Here is a 6,302-nt window from a genome sequence, read left to right on the forward strand (position 1 = left end):
GCTTGGGACTGGCGGGTTCCATCTTGGAGAGAGACGCAGAATTAGGCGCGTTCTGAATATTCCATGGTTTCTGTGTTCACCACGATGTCTTCATCCTGACCTACAAACGGAGGCACCATGACTTTGACACCATTGTCCAGGATTGCAGGTTTAAACGAATTGGCTGCCGTCTGGCCTTTGACCACCGGCTCCGTTTCGACCACTTTGCAAATGACCTTTTGCGGGATGGTGGCGTTCAGTGCTTCAGCTTCGTGGAATTCCACAACAATGGTCATGCCGTCTTGCAAGAACGGGCGGCGTTCGCCCAACAGGTCTGCTGGCAATTGGATCTGCTCGTAGGTTTCGATGTCCATCACAACCAGCATGCCATCGTCTTCATACAAGAACTGTTGGTCTTTTTGTTCAAGACGCACGCGTTCGACCTTGTCGGCACTGCGGAAGCGTTCGTTCAATTTGGATCCGTTGCGCAGATTGCGCAGTTCGACTTGGGCAAAGGCGCCGCCCTTGCCGGGTTTGACGTGGTCTACCTTCACAGCGGCCCAAAGGCCTGCGTTGTGCTCAAGTACGTTACCTGGGCGAATTTCGTTTCCGTTAATTTTGGGCATTGTGGCAAAACCGTGTCTAAAGGTTGATGAAAGATTTACTGACCCTATATCTTGTTGTGATGAGCCGAACAAGACAACGAAATATTGCGCTGCGTCGCAGCGAGACTTGCGTAAAATGCAACGGAGCTATGCAAGATTAGGGTATCCGAATCGGAGAAAACCAGTCATAAGAAGCTTCACGCCGAAAACACAAGAGCAAGAATAATTGAAAGGACGACGAATGAAAGATTTTGTCGACGGCACTGCCTTTAACAACGAACAAGGCAATCGTGCACGTAAACTATTCGCAGCCGTGGTATTGGCTGCATTGGACGACGCCATTGCGGATGACAAGAAATACGGCAATGGTCCAGAACAAATCGCACGCTGGGCACGGTCCCGCGATGGGCGTGAAGTTCTAAGCTGCGCGGGTATTGACCCCAACGAGCGGGTTGTGACCGGCTTGATGGAATTTGTGGGCAAAGGTGTGCGGACTTCCGTTGCTTTGTCACGCGAAGAAAGCGAACGCCGCAACGCGGCACAGCAGGCCGAAGCCGCCTGATCGCAATCGTTAAAGACTGCTACGTAAAACGCGCCCTCTGCTCGGGCGCGTTTTGCGTTTCTACCTGTTGGTTTTTGACGTCACGCTGTTTCCACACGGGCATATGCCGCAGGATAGGGTTCAACCGCCAAAGACAAACAGCCATTGGCGCACCACCCAAAGCTCTGCCACCAGCAACGCCCCGACAAACGACGCCGCCCAAACTGGCAGTTGCCGTTTCCAAAGCACCCCGGCACTGACTGTTGCTGCTGCAGCCTCTATTGGTGCCACCCAATGCGCCCCATGGTGCCTGTCCCAGTAGCTGTAGGGGCTTTCAAACACCCAAGACGTCAACGGCCAAAAATGGGCACGCCCGTCATCATGATGTAGCGGGAAATCCAGTGCCAAATGCAAAATGGCCGCGCCGCATATCGCAATCGCCCATGCCTGCCGCGACCACAGGGCCGCCGCCAGCAAAGCGGCCCAAACCACAAATGAGTTGTCCACGGCGAAAATGCTTTGCCACAGATCCGAAAAATACAATTCGCCAAAAACGTAAGCCGGTGGCAAATCGAAAAGGAACAACGCCCCGCCTGCCAACACATACAACGACAGATCAGGCAACAGCGCCCCGAACAACGCGGCAAGCAACAATTTTGATGTGGCTGGACGGGCAAAACACGCAGCGCCCAATAGAAGATGCGCTGGCGTGTTCATTCAAATGGACCAAAATGCACCAAGGCGCAGACCTGTTCCGGCCAACGCGCGCACGCAAGCACCTATTCGAGATCTTGTGCGGCTATTGCGCGATGAATTTCACGGCGCACCAGCTTACGAACATTGCGGGTGATGCGTTCGCCCAAAGCGCCTTGCAGCTCTTCGCGGACGATATCACTGACCATTTCACGCAAGGTTTCTTCATCCAGGATGTCTGCAATATCCGACGTTTCTGCAAAATCATTCGCACCCTGAACAACTGTTGCGTCGATCGCTTCAGGTTCCGCGTCATCCCAAGTCATAGAAGGCGCTTCGGTGCCGGAATAGTCGCTGTCACCGGTATCATCCGGTTCCCATTCATCGTCCCGTTTTCCAATCACGGCTTCCAGCGCTGCAATCTTGGATGTCAGTGTTTCTGCTTGCGACGCGTGTCCAAACGGCTCTTCAGGACCCATCAATTCCGCCTCGACAACATCTTGAGTGCCATCTTCGATGTCAAGATTGTCAGTCTCCGCAGTGTCAGTGTCCGCGACGGCGTCATGCCCTTCGAACTCAGGCGTGTCCTCCTGCGTGTCGGCGTCACTTGATGGCGCACCATCCGTTTGTAAGGCTTCGGCCCCTTGTGTGGCTTCATCCGCTCGTGCGGCTTCGGGCGCAGGTGCGCTGTGATCTTGATGCTCAGTCGTCTCAGCATCGTGCAAGTCGGCGTCACCGGACCGCGCTGCGAAATCAGCCATCCGCTGATCCCAATCCATCACCACCGCGTCATCGTGAAAATTTTCGTGCCCTTCTTGGCTGCCATCTGCATGGCCGCTTGCGTGGTCGTCCTCCACGTTTACAAACGGGGCTTCATCGTTGGCCGTGCCTTGATCCTCATGCCCATGGTCAGCGAAGTTTGCCTGATCTTCGGCATCAGCTTGGTGTGGTGTTTCTGACACGTCTTCGGACGCATGCGCCCATTCATCATCGCCGTTTTGTGCAGGCGCGGTGTCACCATCGTCGGTTTGAACAGTCGACAAAGACGCCACAGGATCACTGTCTTGCGATGTTTCGGACGTGTCCATGACCCGCAATGCAGGCGTCAAAACAAGCCGATCCTGCGTGACAGGCGCTTGCACAGCAGCCTCTACAGCGGGTCGATCTTCGGAAACCAAACGGCGGATAGAGGACAGAACGTCCTCAACTTCCACGCTTTTCACGGGGTCTGACATTTTTATTTACCACTCTTGCCTCACGGACACCTTATAGAGCGCCCGAGATTCGGACAACAGGTGCTTAAAATCCGTCAGTCTTTTTGCAAAGCCCGCAGAACCTTGTCCAATTGGCGTCCTTGCTTGCTGCGGACTGCGACACCATCTTTGACCAGCTCATAGTAAGCTGCAGGGTCATATTGCTGTACAGGCAGGTTCATATTTTTGGCAGTCAAAAGGCCCATAGAAGCCAGCACCGTATAGGCTGCGACATACTGCTGGCTTTGGGCCGTGATACGGGACGCTTCGGCATCAAGCAGTTCCTGTTCCGCATCCAGAACGTCTAAGGTGGTTCTTGAGCCGACTTTGACCTCTTCGCGAACGCCACGAAAAGCCACACGCGACGCGCGGATCTGGCGTTCGCTGGCTTCAAGACTTGCGCGCGCAATCCCTACGTCCGCGAAGGCGTTGCCAACTTCCTGTTGCACGTTGTGGCGCACCACATGCAAATTGCCACGTGCCGCATCCCGACGCGCGATTTCACGGCGCACAGCAGACGACAAAGCGCCACCCTGATAGATCGGGCCCTGTACGGTCACACCGACTGCGGCCCGTGTGCTTGATGTATCTGCATTGTAAGTCTCAACGGCACGTACAGACCCGTTCAACGTATACGTCGGATCCATCGCGGCTTTGGCTGCAAAAATGCTGTGTTCTAAAGACGCCACCTGATGTTGGACCTGCGCCATATCCGGATGGCTGCGCACTGCCAAGGATTTGGCGCGTTTCAGGTTGGTTTCGACTTTTGGAAGCTTGGGCACATTCAAACGGCCAGGCTTGCGTCCGACAACATTTCGAAATTCCTCGACAGCTTTGATCTGGTTGCCTTCGGCAGTGGCCAAACCACTGCGGGCCTGCGCCAATCGGGCTTCCGCCAAGGCGACGTCCGTGCGTGTGATATCGCCCAGTTCGAACCGGTCGCGTGCCGCCCGCAATTCTTGCGTCAACAAGCGTAAGTTGTTGCGACGCAACGCAACAATTTCACCGCTTTGACGCAAGTTGAAGTAGGCGGAAACTGCGCGCAGCATAATCTGCTGTTCGATGGAAACAAGGCCCGCGCGCGTTGCCAGAACCGTCTCTTTCAATGCGTCAATGCTCGCTTTGGATCCACCGCTATCATACAAAAGCAAGCTGGCTGTTATTTGCGCTGTGACGTCCGTTACCGGGTTTCGCGGGGAAAAAATCGATGTCGGAGCGGTGTCGCGGTATTCCGCGGTCACCGACCAGTTCAGGATCGGTTTCAAAGCAGCCGCAGCCGATGCGACATTTTCGTCGGCAACACGCAGCAATGCGCGGTTTTGTTCCAGAAGTCCGCTGTGGTTGTAGGCGCTTGTCAATGCATCGCCCAAAGTGTCGGAGTGCGCCGCCATTGGCACCAAAGCAATCGGAGACAAAACCACAACGGCTGTGGCCATCCGCATCCCGATTTTCCGCATTTGATTGTTCAAAACTCGCATACACCGCACTCCTTCTGTCGTGGGTAGGTTCGGCACGGCACAAAAGGCCGCGCCAATTGCATTAGCTTATAATTGAAACTTTGCGTGGCTTTCAAATCCGGGCAAGACAGGCGCCCCTGCGTTAAACGCAAGACGCCAAGTGATTTTGCCATCCATTTTGTAGCCAATACGCGCCTCGCCCAATGCGCCATCCATGAACAACGCGGCAATGCGTCCGCCTTCTTTCAACTGGCTCAGGATCGTATCCGGGATATGCGCAACCCCGCCCTGAACAACAATCACGTCATACGGGCCATGTTCTTGTGCGCCTGCCGTCAAAGGACCGACATGTGGCACCACATTGTCGATGCCTGCGGCGCTCCATGCATCCGCCGCGTCACGCGCTGCTGTCTCATCATCTTCCAGCGCAACCACTGCCTGCGCCATGTGGGCAATCACTGCAGAGGAATAACCAAACGCGCAGCCCACATCCAAAACCAGTTCATCGTTGGAGATATCCAAACCGTCCAGCATTTTCGCCAAACTGCGCGGTTCAAGCACAACGCGTCCCGCCCCGAGTTCAAGGTTTTCCCCCATATACGCTGCTTCTTTTTGTGCATTCGGCACGAAGTCTTCGCGCGGCACAGAAAGCATGGCTTCGATGATAGGGAATTTGGTCACATCCGAAGGACGCACTTGCGTGTCGACCATCATTGTACGGCGTGCGGAGAAGTCTGTCATGTAGCTAAACTCATTCGTTCAGAATCCGGTTGGACCAGATGTGCCATATCTACCGCCAAGGGGCAACGGAAGGATGATGCAAATTGCACCTAGCCCCTCTTGCGAGGCCCAGTTTTATCCGCTAGGACGCATCACACACTCAAAGGCGGCGAGTTGGTAGAGTGGTTATGCAGCGGATTGCAAATCCGTGTACACCGGTTCGATTCCGGTACTCGCCTCCAATAAAATCAATGGGTTATGCATTTTCCTGCTCATTGGGTATCACCTCTGGTACCAGTTTCACGTTCTGTGCCTGTTCTGTTCGGGGTCATTTGCGCTTTGCGACCGCCTGCCGCGCCCGCATGATTTGCCGCGCCTCGCCCGCATATTTGATGATCATCTCTTTGGATGTGTGGCCGCTGTAGCTGGCGATTTCATCGTCAGTGCAGCCCGCCCACGCCAATTCCATCACGCCTCGATACCGCAAGGCGTGTTGGTCATGGGCCATCAGGCCTAACCGCTTACGCTCGCGCACCATCACACGCGCCATTGCGTGATAGTCCATTTTGGAACCGTTAGCGCGCGTCAGGATGTGGCGCGACGGGTGGGGCGCAACGCCTAGATCAGCTTTCGCACCGTCCAGTGCCGCCTTGAGTGCAATCGTGCAGGGCAGTGAAAGGACAGTATCTGTCTTGTTCTGGCGCAGTTTAAGGGTATCGCCGTCATAGTCGCCCCATTGAAAATCCACCCAGTCGCCGGGGCGTTGTACACTACCCACACCAATCTCAAAAATCAGGCGGGGCAATGGCTCGCCCTCTTCCCGCATCTTTTCAACAGCCCAGTCGGTCCATGGTAAGTGTGGCTTCTAGGGAACTTTGCGGACTAGCGCTGATTTATGGCAAGCAGCCGTTGGATAGGCCAAAGCCCCAACTACGTTTGTTGGCTGCCAGGCGTTCCAGCCAATTGGCGATCTCTTCGTTCTCGTCGCTCAAAACAGGGCTGTATCTATAGCAGGTCTCGCTGATATCGAACGCACGGCACGCCAAAGCGATAC

Annotated in this window: 7 protein-coding genes, 1 tRNA gene and 1 pseudogene; 2 read left to right on the plus strand and 7 right to left on the minus strand. The window is 55.0% G+C overall.

Features of this window, described 5'->3' with window-relative positions; genetic code table 11:
• Nucleotides 1–41: 41 nt before the first annotated feature.
• Nucleotides 42–605, minus strand: a complete 564-nt coding sequence (gene efp, locus ABJL60_RS11890) for an elongation factor P (RefSeq protein ID WP_108827641.1) — start codon at nt 603–605, stop codon at nt 42–44.
• A gap of 220 nt (nt 606–825) precedes the next feature.
• Here efp and ABJL60_RS11895 point away from each other — a divergent pair, with 220 nt between their 5' ends.
• Nucleotides 826–1,146 carry a DUF6280 family protein gene (locus ABJL60_RS11895; protein ID WP_108827640.1) on the plus strand — a complete coding sequence of 107 codons (321 nt, stop codon included), beginning with the start codon at nt 826–828 and terminating at the stop codon, nt 1,144–1,146.
• Nucleotides 1,147–1,266: 120 nt separating this feature from the next.
• Here the strand turns inward: ABJL60_RS11895 and ABJL60_RS11900 are convergent, their stop codons facing one another.
• From ABJL60_RS11900 to ABJL60_RS11915, 4 genes are all read right to left on the minus strand, one after another.
• Nucleotides 1,267–1,842 carry a cobalamin biosynthesis protein CobQ gene (locus ABJL60_RS11900; RefSeq protein WP_348292238.1) on the minus strand — a complete coding sequence of 192 codons (576 nt, stop codon included), beginning with the start codon at nt 1,840–1,842 and terminating at the stop codon, nt 1,267–1,269.
• Nucleotides 1,843–1,904: 62 nt separating this feature from the next.
• Complete coding sequence (locus ABJL60_RS11905; protein ID WP_348375583.1) at nt 1,905–3,053, minus strand: hypothetical protein; 1,149 nt, start codon at nt 3,051–3,053, stop codon at nt 1,905–1,907.
• Nucleotides 3,054–3,127: 74 nt separating this feature from the next.
• Nucleotides 3,128–4,549, minus strand: coding sequence for a TolC family outer membrane protein (locus ABJL60_RS11910; RefSeq protein WP_348292242.1), 1,422 nt, complete (start codon nt 4,547–4,549; stop codon nt 3,128–3,130).
• A 66-nt stretch (nt 4,550–4,615) separates the two neighbouring features.
• Nucleotides 4,616–5,269, minus strand: a complete 654-nt coding sequence (locus tag ABJL60_RS11915; RefSeq protein WP_348375585.1) for a protein-L-isoaspartate O-methyltransferase — start codon at nt 5,267–5,269, stop codon at nt 4,616–4,618.
• A gap of 147 nt (nt 5,270–5,416) precedes the next feature.
• On the opposite strand from ABJL60_RS11915, the gene ABJL60_RS11920 reads away from it, so the two are divergent.
• Nucleotides 5,417–5,490: transfer RNA gene (locus ABJL60_RS11920), tRNA-Cys, on the plus strand.
• An 86-nt stretch (nt 5,491–5,576) separates the two neighbouring features.
• On the opposite strand, the gene ABJL60_RS11925 is transcribed toward ABJL60_RS11920, so the two are convergent.
• Both ABJL60_RS11925 and ABJL60_RS11930 read right to left on the minus strand, forming a co-directional pair.
• Nucleotides 5,577–6,053 (minus strand): tyrosine-type recombinase/integrase, encoded by a 477-nt coding sequence (locus ABJL60_RS11925; protein ID WP_348292262.1) that lies wholly within the window; start codon nt 6,051–6,053, stop codon nt 5,577–5,579.
• Between the two features lie 109 nt (nt 6,054–6,162).
• Nucleotides 6,163–6,302 (minus strand): annotated as a pseudogene (locus ABJL60_RS11930) (IS3 family transposase); the annotation flags it as partial.

It is taken from the genome of Ascidiaceihabitans sp. (genome assembly GCF_039986515.1).
Taxonomy (GTDB): Bacteria; Pseudomonadota; Alphaproteobacteria; order Rhodobacterales; family Rhodobacteraceae; genus Ascidiaceihabitans.

What these genes read in the sequence shown, in the direction of transcription:
- efp (WP_108827641.1), bottom strand. Translation starts at nt 605, where the DNA reads ATGCCCAAAATTAACGGAAACGAAATTCGCCCAGGTAACGTACTTGAG.
- ABJL60_RS11895 (WP_108827640.1), top strand. Translation starts at nt 826, where the DNA reads ATGAAAGATTTTGTCGACGGCACTGCCTTTAACAACGAACAAGGCAAT.
- ABJL60_RS11900 (WP_348292238.1), bottom strand. Translation starts at nt 1,842, where the DNA reads ATGAACACGCCAGCGCATCTTCTATTGGGCGCTGCGTGTTTTGCCCGT.
- ABJL60_RS11905 (WP_348375583.1), bottom strand. Translation starts at nt 3,053, where the DNA reads ATGTCAGACCCCGTGAAAAGCGTGGAAGTTGAGGACGTTCTGTCCTCT.
- ABJL60_RS11910 (WP_348292242.1), bottom strand. Translation starts at nt 4,549, where the DNA reads ATGCGAGTTTTGAACAATCAAATGCGGAAAATCGGGATGCGGATGGCC.
- ABJL60_RS11915 (WP_348375585.1), bottom strand. Translation starts at nt 5,269, where the DNA reads ATGACAGACTTCTCCGCACGCCGTACAATGATGGTCGACACGCAAGTG.